At 67.2% G+C, this 17,531-nt stretch carries 17 protein-coding genes; 9 read left to right on the top strand and 8 right to left on the bottom strand.

Annotated elements, in window-relative coordinates; translation table 11 throughout:
- The first annotated feature begins 5 nt into the window (after positions 1-5).
- The 9 genes from FHT08_RS14545 to FHT08_RS14585 all read left to right on the top strand — a co-directional run bounded on the left by FHT08_RS14545 (position 6) and on the right by FHT08_RS14585 (position 8,342).
- Positions 6-503, top strand: coding sequence for a CYTH domain-containing protein (locus tag FHT08_RS14545; protein WP_016903736.1), 498 nt, complete (start codon positions 6-8; stop codon positions 501-503).
- 151 nt (positions 504-654) lie between these two features.
- Positions 655-1,338, top strand: a complete 684-nt coding sequence (locus tag FHT08_RS14550; protein WP_016903735.1) for a DsbA family oxidoreductase — start codon at positions 655-657, stop codon at positions 1,336-1,338.
- Between the two features lie 39 nt (positions 1,339-1,377).
- Positions 1,378-2,394 (top strand): FAD-dependent oxidoreductase, encoded by a 1,017-nt coding sequence (locus tag FHT08_RS14555; RefSeq protein ID WP_166775526.1) that lies wholly within the window; start codon positions 1,378-1,380, stop codon positions 2,392-2,394.
- A 183-nt stretch (positions 2,395-2,577) separates the two neighbouring features.
- Complete coding sequence (locus FHT08_RS14560; RefSeq protein WP_166775527.1) at positions 2,578-4,155, top strand: cryptochrome/photolyase family protein; 1,578 nt, start codon at positions 2,578-2,580, stop codon at positions 4,153-4,155.
- Positions 4,156-4,293: 138 nt separating this feature from the next.
- A complete protein-coding gene (gene nagZ, locus FHT08_RS14565) occupies positions 4,294-5,298 on the top strand; it encodes a beta-N-acetylhexosaminidase (RefSeq protein WP_166775528.1) in 1,005 nt (334 codons plus the stop codon).
- On the top strand, positions 5,298-5,852 hold the full coding sequence (locus FHT08_RS14570; protein ID WP_053045294.1) for a hypoxanthine-guanine phosphoribosyltransferase: 555 nt from the start codon (positions 5,298-5,300) through the stop codon (positions 5,850-5,852). Before nagZ ends, FHT08_RS14570 begins: the two co-directional genes overlap by 1 nt.
- Before the next feature lie 86 nt (positions 5,853-5,938).
- Positions 5,939-6,691, top strand: coding sequence for an S-methyl-5'-thioinosine phosphorylase (locus tag FHT08_RS14575; protein ID WP_053045293.1), 753 nt, complete (start codon positions 5,939-5,941; stop codon positions 6,689-6,691).
- A gap of 87 nt (positions 6,692-6,778) precedes the next feature.
- A complete protein-coding gene (locus tag FHT08_RS14580) occupies positions 6,779-6,985 on the top strand; it encodes a cold-shock protein (protein WP_003488188.1) in 207 nt (68 codons plus the stop codon).
- Positions 6,986-7,079: 94 nt separating this feature from the next.
- Entirely contained in the window at positions 7,080-8,342 is a 1,263-nt protein-coding gene (locus FHT08_RS14585; protein WP_166775529.1) for an NAD(P)/FAD-dependent oxidoreductase, read from the top strand.
- Between the two features lie 32 nt (positions 8,343-8,374).
- Here the strand turns inward: FHT08_RS14585 and pdeM are convergent, their stop codons facing one another.
- From pdeM to FHT08_RS14625, 8 genes are all read right to left on the bottom strand, one after another.
- Positions 8,375-9,019, bottom strand: coding sequence for a ligase-associated DNA damage response endonuclease PdeM (pdeM, locus tag FHT08_RS14590; RefSeq protein ID WP_104538184.1), 645 nt, complete (start codon positions 9,017-9,019; stop codon positions 8,375-8,377).
- Positions 9,009-11,504 carry a ligase-associated DNA damage response DEXH box helicase gene (locus FHT08_RS14595; RefSeq protein ID WP_166775530.1) on the bottom strand — a complete coding sequence of 832 codons (2,496 nt, stop codon included), beginning with the start codon at positions 11,502-11,504 and terminating at the stop codon, positions 9,009-9,011. Before FHT08_RS14595 ends, pdeM begins: the two co-directional genes overlap by 11 nt.
- Positions 11,501-13,105, bottom strand: a complete 1,605-nt coding sequence (locus tag FHT08_RS14600; protein WP_166775531.1) for an ATP-dependent DNA ligase — start codon at positions 13,103-13,105, stop codon at positions 11,501-11,503. The genes FHT08_RS14595 and FHT08_RS14600 overlap by 4 nt, the downstream gene beginning before the upstream one ends.
- Positions 13,102-13,335 carry a hypothetical protein gene (locus tag FHT08_RS14605; RefSeq protein WP_104538181.1) on the bottom strand — a complete coding sequence of 78 codons (234 nt, stop codon included), beginning with the start codon at positions 13,333-13,335 and terminating at the stop codon, positions 13,102-13,104. The genes FHT08_RS14600 and FHT08_RS14605 overlap by 4 nt, the downstream gene beginning before the upstream one ends.
- Positions 13,332-14,342: a ligase-associated DNA damage response exonuclease gene (locus FHT08_RS14610; RefSeq protein WP_104538180.1), complete on the bottom strand. Its 1,011-nt coding sequence runs from the start codon at positions 14,340-14,342 to the stop codon at positions 13,332-13,334. Before FHT08_RS14610 ends, FHT08_RS14605 begins: the two co-directional genes overlap by 4 nt.
- A 376-nt stretch (positions 14,343-14,718) precedes the next feature.
- On the bottom strand, positions 14,719-15,084 hold the full coding sequence (locus tag FHT08_RS14615) for a hypothetical protein (RefSeq protein WP_104606360.1): 366 nt from the start codon (positions 15,082-15,084) through the stop codon (positions 14,719-14,721).
- The gene (locus FHT08_RS14620; RefSeq protein WP_104538178.1) at positions 15,081-15,638 is read right to left on the bottom strand and encodes a polymer-forming cytoskeletal protein; all 558 of its coding nucleotides are present in this window, start codon (positions 15,636-15,638) and stop codon (positions 15,081-15,083) included. The genes FHT08_RS14615 and FHT08_RS14620 overlap by 4 nt, the downstream gene beginning before the upstream one ends.
- A 96-nt stretch (positions 15,639-15,734) precedes the next feature.
- The gene (locus tag FHT08_RS14625) at positions 15,735-17,444 is read right to left on the bottom strand and encodes a diguanylate cyclase (RefSeq protein WP_166775532.1); all 1,710 of its coding nucleotides are present in this window, start codon (positions 17,442-17,444) and stop codon (positions 15,735-15,737) included.
- Positions 17,445-17,531 lie beyond the last annotated feature (87 nt).

Genomic DNA, 17,531 nt, shown 5'->3' on the forward strand with positions numbered 1-17,531 from the left:
TCTCCATGCCCATCGAAATCGAACGCAAATTCCTGGTGACCGGCGATGGCTGGCGCAGTGCCGCCCATGCGGTGATCCCGATGGCCCAGGGCTATATCAACGACCAGGCGGCATTGCGCAGCGGTGCGCAGAACGCGTCGGTGCGGGTGCGCATCCAGGGCGAGAGCGCGTTTCTCAACCTGAAATCGCGTGAGGTGGGGCACACGCGGCAGGAGTTCGAGTATCCGATTCCGGTCGTCGAGGCGCGTGCGCTGTTGGCGCTGTGTGTCGGCGGCCTGATCGACAAGCGCAGGCATCTGGTCCAGTACCAGGGGCATGTGTGGGAAGTGGACGAATTCCTCGGCGACAACGCCGGGCTGGTGGTGGCCGAGATCGAACTCGACGATGCGGGCGAGGCTTTCGCCAAACCCGAATGGACTGGCGCGGAGGTCACCGACGACGTGCGCTATTACAACCTGGCGCTGGCCTCGCACCCGTTCAAGCACTGGAGCGGGGATTTGTAGGTCGGGATTCGGGATTGGGCATTCGGGATTCGTAAAAGCTAACGCGATGCGTCGGAGTTGGGGCTGATTGCGTTGCGCCCCCCCCAGTCCCTGCCTTGGTATTGGGTTTATGCTTTGCGAGTCCCCAATGACGAATCTCCAATCCCCGCCCATGCGCATCGATATCTGGTCTGACGTGGTCTGCCCCTGGTGCTGGATCGGCAAGCGCCGTTTCGAGCAGGCGGTGGCCGCACTCGGTGCGCAGGCAGCGGCGCTGGACATCCATTACCACGCCTTCCAGCTGGACCCAGATGCTGGCCTGGAGCCGACCCCGCTGCGTGATGCGCTGGCGCAAAAGTTCGGCGGTGCCGCGCGCGTGGAGCAGATGCTGGCGCAGACCCAGGCCACTGCGCGCGCCGAAGGCCTGCCGTTCGATTTCGCGCGTGGGCAGGTGCAGGTCAGCACCCTGCGCGCGCATCGGCTGATCTGGCTGGCCAGCCGCGAGGGCGATGTCCAGGCCGTGATCGAAGCGCTGTTCCATGCGTATTTTGCCGAAGGCCAGGACATCGGCGCGACCCAAACGCTGGTGTCCGCCGGGGCCGCCGGCGGTCTGGACGAGGCCCGCGTGCGCGCCCTGCTGGACTGCGACGAAGGCGTCGTTGCGGTGGAAGCGCAACTGGCGCAAGCCGCTGCGTTGGGAATCCGTGCAGTGCCCAGTTTCGTCATCGATGGACGCAGCCTGATCCAGGGCGCGCAGCCGCCGGAAAGCTTCGCGCAGGCACTGTTGCAGCTGGCGGCCGAATCGGCGCCGATCGGCGGTCCCGATACCTGCGGGCCGGACGGCTGCGCGGTGTGAACGGCTGGCGGCGTGTGGCAACGGCCTGCCGCTGACGAGATGACGCGGCCCACCCCATCGAAGACGGTTGCGGTGATCGGCGCCGGGCTGGCCGGGCTTGCCTGCGCGCAACGTCTGCAGGCGTCAGGATTGGCCGTGACGCTGTTCGAGCAGGGCGATGTGCCCGGCGGACGCATGCGCAGCTGTGGCGGCGATGGCTGGCAATGCGATCACGGCGCGCAGTATTTCACCGCACGTGACCGGGCGTTTGCCGCGGTGGTGGAGGCATGGATCGCGCGCGGCGTCGCGGCGGTCTGGCCTGCGCGCGTCGCCAGTTGGGATGGCGCCGACATGCGTGCGTCACACGGCGGGTTGACGCGCTTTGTCGGGGTGCCGGACATGGCCGCACCGGCGCGTGCGCTTGCGGCGGCCCTCAATGTTCGGTTGGGCAGCTCTGTGCGATCGCTGCAGCGCGAGGGCGACACCTGGCAACTGGAGGTGGCGGAAGATGCGACCACACGCAGTTGCTGCTTCGACACTGTGCTGCTGGCGGTGCCGGCACCGCTTGCAGCTGCATTGCTGGCGGACATCGCGCCCACGCTGGCGACGCTTGCCGCCAACGCACGGATGCAGCCGGCCTGGGCGGTGGTGGCGCGTTTCGACATGCCGGTCGACCCCGGGTACGACGCCCTGTTCGTCAACACCGGCCCGTTGCGCTGGGCGGCACGCAACTCCAGCAAGCCGGGGCGAGAGGGCGTGGAAACCTGGCTGCTGCACGCCAATGCCGCTTGGAGCCAGGCGCATCTCGGCGCGACGCCCGCAACAGTGATTGCCAGCGTGTTGCCGGCACTGGCTGCGCTTGGTCTGCCAACGCCGCAGTCCTGCGACGCCTATCGCTGGACGGTTGCCAGCACCGATCCGGCCTTGCAGATCGGCTGTGCCTGGGAGGCGCGGCTGGGTATCGGCATCTGCGGCGACTGGTTGGCCGGGGGCAAGGTCGAAGGTGCCTGGCAGAGCGGTGTGGCGTTGGCAAGGCGTGTGTGCGCCGGCGATGCCGCCTGCAGCGGGCAGGATTGATGCGTGGCAAGCGCAGCGGGAGAGGCACTGGCACTTGAAGGCAGCAGGCCTACGCACACCAGGCCGTTCGCCAACGCAGATTGGTCGCGCAGGCATGACGGAGCACGTGCCGTCGTGCAGTGCGTATGCCCCTGCGAGCTCAATCGTTGCCAGGCGCTGCTGGCGTGCAGGAGTCCGGCATAGATGAGCGATCCCAACGCGACCGCAGCCGGGCGTAATCCGCAGGTAGCCGCGCACACGCTGCGCCTGATCCTGGGCGATCAACTCAATCCACAACACAGCTGGTTCGATGCAACCGAGGCGGGCGTGGTCTACGTGCTGATGGAAGTGCGCGAGGAAACCGACTACGTGCTGCACCACGCGCAGAAGATCCTGGCGATCTTCGCGGCGATGCGCGCGTTCGCCGCGCGCTTGCGGCAGGCCGGTCATCGGGTGCGTTACGTGGCCATCGACAGCCCCAGCAATCGGCAATCGATTCCCGCCAATCTGGACGCGCTGATGGCGCATTACCGCGCCGGCCAGCTGGAGTACCAGGCGCCGGACGAATGGCGGCTGGACCAAGCATTGCAGCACTGGCGCGCACGCCAGCCGTTCGCCACGCGCGTGGTCGACAGCGAGCATTTCCTGAGCGAACGCGATGAGGTGGCGGGGTGTTTCCGCGCGGGCGGCGCATGGCGCATGGAAGCGTTCTATCGGCGCATGCGTCGGCGCCACCGGATCCTGCTCGATGCCGCAGGCGAGCCGGAAGGCGGGCGCTGGAATTTCGATCACGACAACCGTGCGCCATGGCCGGGCGATCCGCCCGCGCCGCAGGAGTGGCGCGCAGCGCACGATCACCACGCGCTGTGGAGCGTCATCGAGGCAGCCGGGGTACGCAGCTTCGGCGCGCCCAATGCCGACGCGCTGCCGTGGCCGCTGGACCGCGACGAAGCCTTGCAGCACCTGGATGCCTTCGTCACGCATGCGCTACCGCACTTCGGTCGCTACGAAGATGCGATGAGCACGCGCAGCCCGCGGCTGTTCCATTCGCTGTTGTCGTTTGCGCTAAACGTCAAGCTGCTGCATCCGCGCGAGGTGATCGCGCGTGCGGAAGCGGCATGGCATGACGGGCATGCGCCGCTGGCATCGGTGGAGGGCTTCATCCGCCAGATCCTGGGCTGGCGCGAATACGTGCGCGGCGTGTATTGGTCGCAGATGCCCGGTTATGCGCAATCCAATCGCCTCGCTCAGCATGCGCCGCTACCGCACTGGTTCTGGGACGGGCAGATCGGCATGCGCTGCCTGGCCGATGCGATCGGTAATTCGCTGTCCAACGCGCATGCGCACCATATCCAGCGGCTGATGGTGATCGGCAATTTCGCGCTGCTGGCAGGACTGGATCCGCAGGCGCTGCATCGCTGGTACCTGGGCGTCTATATCGATGCGTTTGAGTGGGTGGAGCTGCCCAATACGGTCGGCATGAGCCAGTTCGCCGACGGCGGCCTGCTGGGCAGCAAGCCGTACATCAGCGGCGCGGCCTATATCGACCGCATGAGCGATTACTGCGGTGGCTGCCGGTACCAGCGCAAGGCGCGGGTCGGCGCGCAGGCCTGCCCGTACAACGCGCTGTACTGGGATTTCCTGGCACGGCAGCGCACGCTGCTGGGCGCCAACGAGCGCCTGGCGCTGCCATACCGGCAGCTCGACGCCATGGCACCGGCTGCGCTGGAACAGGTGCAGGCGCAGGCCGCGCATTGGCGGGCGAATCTGGAGCGGCTCTGAGGTGCAGCCGGCGTGCAGCGGCCGGGCAGGGATGGCCGGAAAACGGGCCTGCCTGAATGCGCGATCTGACGCTGCAACGCGCATCTGCGACAATGCCGCGCTGCGCCAACGTGGCGCCTGGCCCGGGAGTCCCCCAACATGCTTCTGATCGGCGTTGCCGGTACCGAACTCAGCGCACAGGAACGCGACTGGCTGCAGCACGACGCGGTCGCCGGCGTGGTGCTGTTCACGCGCAACTTCGCCTCGCGCACGCAGGTGGCCGAGCTGTCCGCATCCATCCGCGCGGCCGCACCGCGCCCGGTGCTGATCTGCGTCGACCAGGAAGGCGGGCGCGTACAGCGCTTTCGCGACGGCTACAGCGCCCTGGCGCCGCTGCAGAGCTTCGGCGCGCAGTACGCGCAGGACCCCGAAGCCGCGCTCGCTGCGGCGCGCGCGCATGCGCAGCTGATGGCCAGCGAAGTGCGTGCCAGCGGTGTGGACCTGAGCTTCGCACCGGTGGTGGATCTGGGCCGTGGCAACCGCGCCATCGGCGATCGCGCATTCAGCGACGACCCGCAGATCGTGGCCAGCTTCACCCGCGCCTATGTGCAGGCGCTGCACGCTGCCGGCATGGCCGCCACGCTCAAGCATTTCCCCGGCCACGGCACCGTGCTGGAAGACACCCACGTCGACCATGCCAGCGACCCGCGCCCGCTGGAGGTCCTGTTGGCCGAAGATCTGCTGCCGTTTATGGCCGGCATCGAGGCCGGCGCCGATGCGGTGATGATGGCGCACGTGGTCTATCCGCAGGTCGCCGCGGAACCGGCCGGCTATTCGCAGCGCTGGATCGAGCAGATCCTGCGCGGGCAACTGGGGTTTCGCGGCGTGGTGTTCTCCGACGACATCGGCATGGCCGCCTCGTTCAGCGCCGGCGGCGTGGCGGGCCGGGTGCATGCGCATCTGGATGCCGGCTGCGACGTGGTGCTGGTCTGCCACCCGGAACTGGTCGACGAATCGCTGCAGGCCGTGGCCGGCCGCAGCCTCAATACCGCAGCATTGATCGGCCTGATCGGACGCGGCGCGCTGGGCTGGGATGGCCTGCTCGCCGGCTCCGACACCTCATTCACCACTCCCCTTTCCGCCTTTTTCGGAACAACTGCCTGATGTCCACGCTCACCATTTCCCAGGCCCTGGCCCAAGCCGACCTGCTGGTCGACCGCCCCGCCATCGATGCGGCGGTCGCCGGCATTGCCGACGCGATCGCGCGCGACTATGCCGGCGAAGTGCCGGTGTATCTCACCATCATGCACGGCGCGTTGCCGTTCTCCGGCCAGCTGGCGCTGGAGCTGGGCGCACGCGGCCAGGACCTGCAGTTCGATTACCTGCACGCCACCCGTTATCGCGGCGAAACCACCGGCGGCGAGCTGGTGTGGAAGCACCGTCCGGCCACTGCGCTGTTCGGCCGCCGGGTGATCCTGGTCGACGACATCCTCGACGAGGGCTACACGCTGCAGGGCGTGCGCCAGTGGTGCCTGGAGCAGGGCGCCACCGACGTGCGCGTGGCGGTGTTGACCGTCAAGCGTCACGACCGCTGCGTGCCCGGCGTGGCCGCCGACTATGTGGGCGTGGAAGTGGCCGACCGTTACGTGTTCGGCTTCGGCATGGACGTCAACGAGCAGCTGCGCGGCATTCCCGCCATTTACGCGATGAAGCAGTAACTGCCGCAGTTTGCCCGCGTCGCTGCGGGCAGCCCGGCGCGCAGGCCTGCGCGCCACCGTCCTGTCTTTCGTTGCAGAGGTTGCTTGTGTCCTCCAATTCCATCGCATTGGCCGTCATCGGCGGCACCGGCGTCTACAAGCTCGCACAGCTGGACCAGGTGCAGACGCATGTCATCGAGACGCCGTATGGCGCGCCCTCCGGCCCGATCCGGGTGGGCATGTTGCTGGGCCACCGCGTGGCGTTCCTGGCGCGGCATGGCGAGGGCCATTCGCTGCCGCCGCACAAGGTGAATTACCGCGCAAACGTCGCTGCGCTGCAGCAAATCGGTGCTGCGCGCGTACTGGCGCTCAACACCGTCGGCGGCATCACCGAGCAGTTCGGTCCGCGCGTGCTGGCCTGTCCGGACCAGCTGATCGATTACACCTGGGGCCGCGTGTCCACCTTCTGCGAAGAGCCAGGCAGCGAGGTGCAGCACGTGGATTTCGGTCATCCGTATTCGCCGATGTTTCGCAGCAAGGTCATTGCCGCCGCCAAGGTGACCGGCGTTACGATGGTTGCCGGCGGATGCTACGGCGCAACCCAGGGGCCGCGGCTGGAAACGATTGCAGAGATCGCCCGCATGCGTCGCGACGGCTGCGATCTGGTCGGTATGACCGGCATGCCCGAAGCGGGTCTGGCACGCGAAAAAGGCCTGGAATATGCGTGTTTGGCGATCGTGGCCAACTGGGCGGCCGGCTGTGGCGACGCGCAGGAAATCACCATGGCGGAGGTGTTGGCCAACGTGGATGCCGCCTCGTCCGGATTGCCGGAGTTGATCGGCGAACTTGCACGCGGGTGATTGTCATCGGGGCATAAGCTTTGCATACTCGGCGCGTACGCATCGCCGTACACCACCCATTAATTATTGCAAAGGTCTCGCATCACCATGCCGAACGGTACCGTCAAGTGGTTCAACGACGCCAAGGGATTTGGCTTCATCTCACCGGAGGACGGCAGCGCCGATGTCTTCGCGCACTTCTCCGCGATCAACTCCAAGGGCTTCCGCAGCCTGCAGGAAGGCCAGCGCGTCAGTTATGACGTGACCCAGGGCCCGAAGGGTGCCCAGGCTTCGAACATCACGCCGGTCGAGTGACGTGACTCGATTGTGCGGTTGAAGAACCCCGCCACGGCGGGGTTTTTTTTGCAGCGGTCCCTGCATGGCAGGTGCCATCCAGAGAGCGAAGGACATGCAGCAAGCATTGCGGATTGCGGTAGTGGGCTATGGAACGGCGGGACAGGCGCTGGCCGTGCTGCTGGGCGCCGACGGGCACCGGATGGACGTGTTTGAACGTGCCGCCACGCCCGGGCCGGTGGGAGCGGGCTTCCTGCTGCAGCCCAGCGGGTTGCAGGTGCTGTGGAAGATGGGCTTGCTGCCGCAGGCGCTCGCGCATGGCGCACCGGTGCGCCGGCTGTATGGCGAAACGCCGTGCGGACGCGCGGTGATGGACATGCAGTACCGCGATCTGGATGCGCGGCTGATGGGCCTGGGAATGCAGCGCGGCGCCTTGTTTACGCTGTTGCGCGAGGCCTGGCCGGAGCACGCGCAACTGCACGTGGATACCCAGATCAACGCGATCGATCACGACGGCGTGCGCGTGCAGGACCAGCGCGGGCAGTGGCATGGTCCCTACGATCTGATCATCGCCGCCGATGGTTCTGCATCGAACTTGCGTGCGCAGGCGCAGGGCACACGGCTGGATCGGGTGTATCCGTGGGGCGCGTTGTGGTGTCTGTTGCCATGCGAGGACTGGCCGTTTGTCGATGCGTTGCGCCAGCGCTATATCGGCGCGCGCAAGATGATCGGCCTGCTGCCGGTGGGCACGCGTCCGGGCGACGCCACCCCGCGGCTGAGTTTTTTCTGGAGCCTGCCGTGCAACGATTTTGTCGCCTGGGAACAGCGCGGCATTGCCGCGTGGCGCGAGGAGATCGCGCAGATGTGGCCGCAGGCGCATGCGCGTCTGGACAGCGTGCAGGTGCATGGCGCATTGGCGCGTGCGAGTTATCGCGACGCGGTGGTGACGCGCTGGCATCGCGGCCGTTTCGTGCTGGCCGGCGATGCCGCGCATGCGATGAGTCCGCAGCTGGGGCAGGGCGTCAACATGGCGCTGCTGGATGCGTTGGCGATGCGCGACGCGCTGCGGGTCGGCGCCGATCTGGATGCGGCCTTGCAGCACTATCAGCGCGAGCGGCAGGCGCATGTGGCGATCTATCACCGCTGGAGTCGTTGGCTGACGCCGCTGTTCCAGTCCGAACGCGATCTCTGGGCGCACGGACGCGATCTGCTGATGCGCCCGATGGGACGCGTGCCCGGAGGACGCGGGCATATGCGCGTGCTCAGCGGGACCCAGCACGGCTGGTTCGGCAAGTTGGCATTGGCGCCGGAGTTTGTGGATGCGTTGTCGCAACCGGTGCCGCGTGTTGACGTCGACAACGCCGAAGCGGCCGCATAGATGAAGCATCGGTCCACGCAGCGCCGCGCCCGTTAACGCACCGGCAATGCCAGCGCATCGTCCTCCACGCAAGCAACCAGACGTTCGCCTTCGACCAGCGTTGGCACGATGCCCGCGGTGAAATGCGAGAACGCCGGCAGGATGGTGACGCGCTCGCGCAGCCAGAACGCCGGCCAGCGACGCGACATGCCGGGCAGCGCGGCCAGCGGATGCAGATGCCCGCACAGCACGTGCCCGGTCGGATGCGGCAGTGGATCGTGGCGCAGCACGAAGGGGCCATCTTCGACCTGTTCGCCGGCCGCCTCGATATGCAGATCGGCGCCCGCCAATGCGCGGTCGTGATTGCCGCGGATGGCGATCACGCGCAAGGCGCAATGGCGCTCGCGCCAGGCGCTCCAGCGACGATGCCAGGCCGCGCGCGGCACCGGTCCGTGCAGCAGGTCGCCGAGGATCCACAACGCGTCCACGGCGCGCCGTTCCAGCAGCACATCCAGCCGCTCCAGATCGTGCGCAGTGCCGCCGGCCGGCATCCCGATGCCGGCGCGACGGAACACATCGGCCTTGCCCAGATGCAGGTCGGCGATCAGCAAGGCGCGCTGCGCCGGTCGATACAGTGCGCGTTCGCCGAGCAGTTCCACTGTTTCGCCGGCCAGCTGCAGCTGCACGCTATCGCCCATGTTTACGCTCCAGTTGTTCGGCAGCGCGCAACACGCGGGCCTTCCAGTCTTCGGTACTCAGTTGGCCGCGCACGCGTTCGGCCCATAACGGAAACGACAATGGGGTGAGGCTGCGCGGTTTGCACAGGCGCAGTTCGCGCCGCGCGCAATCTTCCAAGGCATGCGCAAGCCGCGCCAGTTCGAGCTGGCCTTCGAACACTTCGCGCTCGGCCTGGGCAAGCAACAGATGATCGGGATCGAAACGCTGCAACACGTCGTACAGCAATCCGCTGGAGGCCTGCAGCTGACGCAGGCTGCGTGGTGCACGACCGGGCAGCGAGGGCGACAGCAAGCCGGCGACGCGCGCGATCTCGCGGAACTGGCGGCGCGCCAGTTCGCCCAGGTTGAGGCTGTCGCGCAGATCGGCGAACAAGCCCTCCGGCGACAGCAGCGCCTGCAGGACGCCCGCATCCAGTTCCACATCCTGCGCCGGCGACAACACGAAACCGTAGTCGTTGGCAGCAAAACTGAATGTATTACGCTGACGCCGGCCCCAGCGCGCTGCAAGCAACGCAGCCAGGCCTTCATTGACCTGGCGGCCGGCGAAGGGATACACGAACACGTGCCGGCCATCGCGCGCCTTGATGCTTTCCACCACCAAATGGTCAGGGCCGGGCAGCGAGGACAGCTGCGCCTGCAGGCGCAGCAACGGTGCCAGCGCCTGCATTTCCGGTGCGTCGCCGGGATCGGCAAACACCGCTTCGACCTCGCGGCCCAGTGCCGACGACAACGGCATGCGTCCGCCCATCCACTTGGGCACCACGCCGCTGCCGCCCTTGGCCACGCGCACGTAGGCGGTCATGTCTTCCAGCCGCACCAGCTCCAGCAGACGGCCGGCGAATTGAAAACGATCGCCACGGCGCAGGCGGCCGACGAACTGTTCTTCCACCGCACCCAGGCGCCCGCCGCGCAGGAACTGCACGCGCACGCTGCCGTCGCTGGTGATCGTGCCGATGGACAAGCGATGCCGCAGCGCGACGCGCCGATCGATGACGCGATACACGCCTTCTTCGTCGCGCACGACCTTATGGAAATCCGGGTAATGCGCCAGCGCGCTGCCGCCTTGCACGATGAAGTCCAGCACCGCCTGCCAGGTAGCGTGATCCAGCGCCGCAAATGCATCGGTGCCGCGCACTTGCTCAAACAAGGCATCGGCCTGAAAGCCGCCGCCCAGTGCCAGGGTGACGCAGTGCTGCGCCAGCACGTCCAGCGACAGGCGCGGTGGCGGTCGCGCTTCGATCTGGCCATGCACGATGGCGCGCCGCGCTGCGGCGTATTCCACCAGTTCCAGCGCATGCGAGGGCACGCACACCACATGCCCGGATTCGCCCGGACGGTGGCGCGCGCGGCCGGCACGTTGCAGCAGGCGTGCAATGCCCTTGGGACTGCCGACCTGCAGCACCTGATCGACAGCCGGGAAGTCCACGCCCAGGTCCAGGCTGGAGGTGGCGACCACGCAACGCAGGCTGCCGTCGCGCAAGCCTTGTTCGGCCGCCGCACGCAAGGACGGGTCCAGCGAACCGTGATGCAGCGCGAGCGTGGCCAGATCGTCCGGCCACACCGCGCTCAAGGCCTGATGCCACAACTCGGCCTGTGCGCGCGTATTGGTAAACACCAGGCTGGTGCGTTGCTGCATGATCTTCTGCAACACGCGCGCCAGCTGCGCCAGACCCAGATGCCCGGCCCACGGAAAACGCTCGCCGCTGTCGGGCAGCAGCGTCTCCAAGGTCATCGCGCGGGGTTTGACGCCCGACACCAGCGCGGCATCGGGGCGATGCGGCAACAGCACGTCGCGCGCCTGCGCCAGATTGCCCAGCGTTGCCGACAGGCCCCAGATGCGCAGCTGCGGCGCCCAGCCACGCAGCCGCGCCAGGCACAGCTGCAGCAGCACGCCGCGCTTGTTGCCGAGCAGCTCATGCCATTCGTCGACGATCACGCAGCGCAGCGCCGACAACTGCGGCGCGGTGTCGGGATACGACAACAGCAAGGCCAGCGATTCGGGCGTGGTGACCAGTACGTCGAGCTTGCCGCTGCGCGCCAGCCGCTTGTCGCGCGCGCTGGCATCGCCGGTACGCAGGCCCACCTGCCAATCCAGCCCCAAGGCCTCCACCGGCTCGCGCAGGGCGCGTGCGGTATCGGCAGCAAGCGCGCGCAAGGGCGTGATCCACAGCACCTGCAGCGTGCGTTGCTGCTGGCGTCGTGCGGTCGTGGTGGCTGGCTTGATCGCCGGCTTGCGTCCACGTATGGACAGGGCCTCCAGCAGCGGCCCACCGAAGGCCGCCAGCGTCTTGCCGCTGCCGGTGGGCGTATGCAGCAAGCCGGATTCGCCGGCCAGATAGCGCTTCCACACATCGCGTTGAAACGGCAACGGCGCCCAACCGCGCTGCGCGAACCAGGCACGCCATTGTTGCAGGGGCGTGCCGCGTGTCTGCGGCGCAGCACTCACCGTGCCAGCGCCTGCAGGCTGCTCAGGTGATCGGCCTCGCGCATCGGTTTGTCGTGCCGCCAGCGCAGAATGCGCGGAAAACGCACGGCAATGCCGGATTTGTGCCGCGCGCTGCGGTTGACCGCTTCGAACCCCAGTTCGAAGACATGATGCGCGGTGACCGCACGCACCGGGCCGAAGCGCTCGGTGGTATTGGCGCGGATCCAGCGATCCAGTTGCAGGATCTCCTTGTCGTCCAGACCCGAGTAGGCCTTGGCGATCGGCACCAGCTGGCCCTCGTGCCACAGCCCGAAGGTGTAGTCGGTATACAGCGTGCTGCGCCGGCCATGGCCGGCTTGCGCGTACAGCAGCACCGCATCGATGGTGAGCGGGTCGATCTTCCATTTCCACCAGTCGCCGCGTCGGCGGCCCGACTGGTAGGTCGAGTTGGCACGCTTGAGCATCAGTCCTTCGACACCGCGTTCGCGTGCATCCAGGCGCACTTGCGCCGCCGCCTGCCAGTCGCCGGCCTGCACCAGTGGCGAGGCGACGATGCGCGGGTCGGCGAGCGTGGTCAGCACGCCTTCCAGCAATGCGCGACGCTCCTGCAAGGGGCGCTCGCGTAAATCCTCGCCATCCAGCTCGAGCAGATCGTAGGCGACCACGCGCGCCGGCGCCGCCGCCAATGTCTTCGGCCCGGGCTTGAGCCGCTGGATACGCGTTTGCAAGGCGGTGAACGGCATCGGCAAGGGTTGCTCCGGTTGCCAGGCCAGCAGCTCGCCATCGATGACGGTGCCGTCGGGCAACTGCAGCGCGGCCTGTTCGATCTCCGGAAAACGGCCATCCAGACGTTCCTCGCCACGCGACCACAACGCCGCGTCGCCCGCCCGTCGGATCAGCTGCAGGCGAATGCCGTCCCACTTCCATTCCAGCAACCAGTCAGCGACCGTGCCCAGCGTCTCGACCTCGGCTTCGAGTGGCGATGCGAGAAAGAACGGATAGGGCTGTTGACGATCGCCGGGCAGTTCTTCGGCGGTCAGCAGGGTGGCCAGATAGCCCGGATGCGGCCGCCAGCTGCCGAGCATGCGCTGCGCAATGCGCGCGATCTCTACCCCGGACATTTCCGCCAGGGCCTGCTGTACCAGTCGCTGTGACACGCCCACGCGCAGGGCCCCGGTCAGCAGCTTGTTGAAGACCAGGCGCTCGTCGAAGGCCAGGCTGCGCCACGCCTGCACGATGCAGGCCTTGCGCACCTCCACGTCCTGGTTGGCGATCGGCAGCAACCGCTGTTCGATCCACTCGGCCAACGGCAGATCGGCCGCTTCGGTGGTCGGGTCATCCAGCAACAAGGCCAAGGTCTCGGCCAGATCGCCGACATGGTCGTAGCTGTCGGCCACCAGCCAGTCGGCGATGCCGGCGGTGTCGGTGATCCATTCGCGCAGTTCGCCGCTGCTGGCGATGCGCATGCGCGTGCTGGCCACCTTGCCACCGGCCAGCAGGTATAGCGCCCACGCCGCATCGAACGGCGGCGCGCTGCTGAAATAGGCGACCAGGGCCGCACGCTTGTCGAGCGTGCCGGTGCTGCGATCCAGAGTGCGGTACAGCGCGGCAAATCGCTTCACGCCGGGCCCTGCAGGTTGCTGCGGTTGTCGGCAGCACGCAGCTCCAGCGCGCGCCGGGTAAATGCGCCCAGACAGCGCGGGCGCCGGTAAGGCCGTGGCGGTCCGATCACCGCCGCCGGCAGTGCGCGATGCACGCGAAATGCCAATGCATGGCGACGGAACGCGAGCGCACCGGTCAAACGGATCCGTGGGCGCGCGCGCGCATAACGACGTGCAGGCAAGGGGTTCATTCCTCGGCTCCGAAATCGGTACGGAAGGCCTCGGCAGCCACGCCGCGTTCCAGCAGGTGCTGGATCAACGCGTCGGTATTGCCGTGGGTGGCAATCACCCGCCGTGCGCCGGTGTCTTCGATGGTGCGCAGCAGGTCAGGCCAATCGGCATGATCGGAGACCACAAAACCGCGGTCGTAATTGCGCCGACGGCGATTGCCGCGAATGCGCATCCAGCCCGATGCGAAGCCCTGTTGCGCATGCCGGAAGCGACGGATCCAGGCGCTGCCCGCCGCCGATGGCGGCGCTAGCACCAATTGCCCGGCATAGTCGGCGCCACGCGCGTGCTCGCTGACCGGTTGGGTGTCCAGCATCGGGATGCCGGCCTGACGATACACCTCCACGCCCACCGCGATCGCACCATGCAGCAACGCCGGTTGCGTGTCCCAGGCGCGCAATTCGGCCAGCACGCGTTGCGCCTTGCCCAAGGCATAGCAGTACAGGATGGCCGCCTCGCCGCGCGCGGCGCATTCGTGGCGCCAGGCGACGATGTCGGCGGCCACGTCGGAGGTGTCCGGCCAGCGATACACCGGCAGCCCGAAGGTCGCCTCGGTGATGAAGGTGTCGCAGGGCACTACTTCGAACGGTTTGCAGGTGGGGTCGTGCTGGCGTTTGTAGTCGCCCGAGGCAACCCAGACTTCGCCATCCACCTCGATGCGCACCTGCGCCGAGCCGAGCACATGTCCGGCCGGATGCAACGACACCCGCGCACGTCCCAGATCGAACGCTTCACCGTCGGCATGCGTGTGATAGACCTGCTCGCCCAGGCGCCACTGCAGGATCGGCAGACTTTCGTGCGTGCAATGGTATTCGCCCATTCCGCCGCGCGCGTGGTCGCCGTGTCCGTGGGTGATCACCGCACGCGCCACCGGCCGCCAGGGATCGATATGGAAATCGCCCTGCGGGCAATACAGGCCTTCGGGGCCAAGCACCACCAGATCGCCAAGTTGTTCGTTGCCGTTGCGCATGCGGCAACTCTGGCCAAGCCGGTGTGCAGATCCTGAGAATGGGAATGGCATGCCTCGGTGCACCGGTGCGGCAAGGCCTGCAGATCGCAATCGCTAATCGAGCCAATGCGCGATCAATGCAAGGCCAATGAATCGATCAAGCGCCTGGCGTGGCGTGAGCTGGCCTTCAATGCAGCACGCACGCCGATACCTCGCACCGTTCCGCATCGGAATAATCCGTCAAGACTCGGAAATCGAACACCCACGCAGGCGCTGGCCCGCATCATCCACGCCGATTCCCGATTCCCGATTCCCGATTCCCGATTCACAATCCCCAATCCCCAATCCCCAATCCCCAATCCCCAATCCCCAATCCCCAATCCCCAATCCCAGCACCCTAATGCCGCGACCGCCGCCCAGGCACACGCACCGCTGTCGCCTCCACCGCCAGCGTAAAGCCGCGTTCTTCGCCGCGCTGCATCGCGCCGACATCCACGATCTGGCGCCGAATCTCTTCGCCCTTGCCGTTACGCACCACCACCACCACGGTGTATTCCCATGGATCGCCATCGGCAGGATGGCGAATGGTGCCATCGACCTTGAGCGGCACGATCGGTGCCGGCTGTGCGTGCTGCGCCGCGGCCGAGTCGAAGCGCAGGTGATGCCTGCACGCAGGGCAGACGCTGGCGCTTTCCAGAATCGTCGCCTTGCAGTGCGGGCAGCTGCGCGTGGCACCGGGCGTGCCCGGGCGGGGCGCACTCATGTGGCGTCGTTGTCTCCGCTGACGACCGGCTTGGCTGCACCGACCGGTTTGCCGGTGTCCTCGCCCCAGCCGAAATCGGCCTGGCCGCGCATGCGCGCCCCCGAGGCCACGGTCAGGCTGCCGGCCTTGACGTCGCCGACCAGCACGCCGGAGGTCTGCAGCTCCACCTGCGCGGCCGATTCGATATTGCCCTCCAGCTCTCCGGCAATGATCACCGTGTTGGCGCGCACCCCGCCGTTGAGCTTGGCGCCGCGCTCGATGGTGAGATCGCCCTTGACGTTGACATCGCCCTTGAAGCGACCGGCCAGACGCACGTGGCCGGCGCCCTCGATCTTGCCTTCGATGCTGATGTCGGCGGCAATCAGCGATTCCTTGGCCTCGCTATGCCGCTGCGGTGTGGCCGCGGCGGGCGTGGCGCTTGGTGGCGCGGCTGCAGGGACCGGCGGCGTCGGGCTGGCCTCGGCAGTAAACAGCCGCCCATCGGCAGCCGGGACCTCAGGCGCTGCGGGAACGCCGTCTTTCTTGTTGGGAGCTTGATCGCGCCACATCGACATCTGACTGCCTCGCTGGGGGGTCAAAACCGACTATCGCCGCGTGAACCGATCTTTTGTGTGACCGATTACGCAAACCGACGTCGATGGCGCGCCTGCTCAGTCCGGCGCGTGCGTGGCAGCGCCATGCCGCGCGACCCGGTTGCGGCCACCATGCTTGGCGACATACAAGGCCGCATCGGCTTTCTGGAGCAGGCTCGCAGCCAACTCACCATCGGCCGGAAAGCTGGCCACGCCGATCGAGGCCGTCACCCGCGGCAACGAGCGCAGGCCGTCGCTGACTGCCAGGGCCGCGATATAGCCGCGAATGTCCTCGGCCACACGCAGTGCCCGGACGCCATCGGCCTCGGGAAGAATGACCGTGAACTCTTCGCCCCCGTAGCGGCAGGCGACGTCTTCGGCACGCAGCCGGGTCAGCAGCAACTCGCCCAGCGCCGCCAGCAGCAGATCGCCGCCGGCATGCCCCTGGCTGTCGTTGAATTGCTTGAAGTGGTCCACGTCTAGCATCAGCACCGACAACGGCAGGCCACGGCGTGCGCAACGCGCCAGTTCGTGGCTGAGCGATTCTTCCAGATAGCGGCGGTTGTACAACCCGGTCAGTGGGTCGCGAATCGACTGCCTGCGCAGCGATTCGCGCAGGCGCAGATTGCTCAGTGCCAGCGACAGCTGTTCGGCGGCCGCCTCGGCGATCTCCAGACGTGGCATCGGCCCCGGACCCGTCGAAGACAAGAACAGGAATCCAAGTTGGGTGCCTTGCGCGGACATCGGCAGGCATGCGGTGGTGACGCAGGTGTCGTGCTCGGGCGCGCCGATATGCGCACACGGTGCGTCCCGGCTCAGGTCGTCGATGATGTGCGGTTGACCACGGCGCAGCGCCCAGCACTGTTCAGGCAGAAGATGCGGCGCACTGTGCACCAGCGGCTCGCCCCAGTGACTGATCGCCTCAGCGCGATCCTGCGAAGAGCGCAGCAGATACACGCTTCCGGCAACGCCCGGCAGCAGGCTGGCCAGGGTGCGGCTGGTCACCACCAGCGCCTCTTCTGCGCTGATGCAGCTTTGCAGCAAGCCGGTATAGCGGCTGAGCAGGTTGAGATCGGCAGTACTGCGTTGCAGCGCAACGACGCTGTCGCCCAACTCGCGAATGGCCTGCGCTGCCAGCTTCTCGGCCTGCGAGCGATGCCGCAGTTCGCGCATCAGCAAGGCATAGACGGTGCCGACCACCGCCAGTCCGAACGGGATGCCGGCCAGTGCCAGCGCCAGCAACAAGGCCGCACTGCGCCGGCTGCTTTCGGCGCGTTGCACCAACAATTCCTGCTCGCGTTGCACCATGGTCAGCGCTTGCTCGCGGATCGCACTGGTGGTGCGGAAGGCGCTCTGCCGGATGCCGGCACGCGCGGGCTCCAGACCGGCCTGCACGTACACGTCGAGCACGTGCTGGATCTGCTGCAGTCGCATCTCCACCAACCGCCGCAAGGTATCCAGGTTCTGCACCTGAGCGGGGTTGTCGGCAATCAGGCGACGCAGGTTGCCGAGCAGGATTGGCAGGCGCTCGACGCTGGCCTGATAGTCCAGCAGATAGGCATCGTTGCCGGTCAGCAGAAAACCGCGCTGCGCCGATTCGGCGTCCAGCACGCGCGCCTGGATCTCATCGATCCGGCCGATCACTTCATGCGTATGGGACACCCAGGCAGCATCGGCCAGCGAGCGGCGTGCGCCGACGAAGATGCCGGCGCCGATGGCAATGAAGACCAGCGCGGAAAAGACCAGCGCCAGCTGGTTGCGGCGGCGCACGGTAAAGGAGGCAGGCATGGGCGGATGCTAGCGTGCCAGCATGGACAACACGAGGTCGCCGGTGGCAGGAAGCGAACGCGCCGGCGCAAAGTGGCCGGCGCGTCT

It is taken from the genome of Xanthomonas sp. CFBP 8151, from assembly GCF_011761885.1.
In the GTDB taxonomy this organism is placed as follows: domain Bacteria; phylum Pseudomonadota; class Gammaproteobacteria; order Xanthomonadales; family Xanthomonadaceae; genus Xanthomonas; species Xanthomonas arboricola_B.